Origin of the sequence: Acinetobacter sp. YH12152, from assembly GCF_013418285.1 — a bacterium.
Classification (GTDB): domain Bacteria; phylum Pseudomonadota; class Gammaproteobacteria; order Pseudomonadales; family Moraxellaceae; genus Acinetobacter; species Acinetobacter amyesii.
In genome coordinates this window covers 1-1,184 of record NZ_VPCH01000122.1, presented here as the reverse complement: position 1 = coordinate 1,184, position 1,184 = coordinate 1, and the positions used below count along the sequence as shown (strand labels likewise).

Annotated in this window: 1 rRNA gene; it reads right to left on the bottom strand. The window is 51.9% G+C overall.

What is annotated here, in order from left to right:
* Positions 1-11: 11 nt before the first annotated feature.
* A 23S ribosomal RNA gene (locus FTU83_RS17265) occupies positions 12-1,184 on the bottom strand; the annotation flags it as partial.

The following is a 1,184-nucleotide window of genomic DNA, read 5'->3' as shown; positions in this document are numbered from 1 at the left end:
TTGGGTGTTGTATAGTCAAGCCTCACGAGCAATTAGTATTGGTCAGCTTCATGCGTCACCGCACTTCCACATCCAACCTATCAACGTCGTAGTCTTCAACGGCTCTTTAGTGGACATAAAGTCCAAGGGAAATCTTATCTTGAGGTAGGCTTCCCGCTTAGATGCTTTCAGCGGTTATCCCTTCCGAACATAGCTACCCGGCGATGCGACTGGCGTCACAACCGGTACACCAGAGGTTCGTCCACTCTGGTCCTCTCGTACTAGGAGCAGATCCTCTCAAATTTCCAGCGCCCACGGTAGATAGGGACCGAACTGTCTCACGACGTTCTAAACCCAGCTCGCGTACCTCTTTAAATGGCGAACAGCCATACCCTTGGGACCTGCTTCAGCCCCAGGATGAGATGAGCCGACATCGAGGTGCCAAACACCGCCGTCGATATGAACTCTTGGGCGGTATCAGCCTGTTATCCCCAGAGTACCTTTTATCCGTTGAGCGATGGCCCTTCCATACAGAACCACCGGATCACTAAGACCTACTTTCGTACCTGCTCGACTTGTGGGTCTCGCAGTTAAGCGCGCTTTTGCCTTTATACTCTACGCGTGATTTCCGACCACGCTGAGCGCACCTTCGTACTCCTCCGTTACTCTTTAGGAGGAGACCGCCCCAGTCAAACTACCCACCAGACATGGTCCTCGCTCCAGATCATGGAGCAGAGTTAGAACCTCAATATTACCAGGGTGGTATTTCAAGATTGGCTCCACCGAAACTAGCGTCTCGGTTTCAAAGCCTCCCACCTATCCTACACAAGTAAGATCAAAGTTCAATGTCAAGCTGCAGTAAAGGTTCACGGGGTCTTTCCGTCTAGCCGCGGGTACACCGCATCTTCACGGCGATTTCGATTTCACTGAGCCTCTGCTGGAGACAGCGCCCCCATCATTATGCCATTCGTGCAGGTCGGAACTTACCCGACAAGGAATTTCGCTACCTTAGGACCGTTATAGTTACGGCCGCCGTTTACTGGGGCTTCGATCAAGAGCTTCGCTTACGCTAACCCCATCAATTAACCTTCCAGCACCGGGCAGGCATCACACCCTATACGTCCACTTTCGTGTTTGCAGAGTGCTATGTTTTTAATAAACAGTTGCAGGGGCCTGGTTTCTGTGGCTGCTCTCAGCTCAGGAAG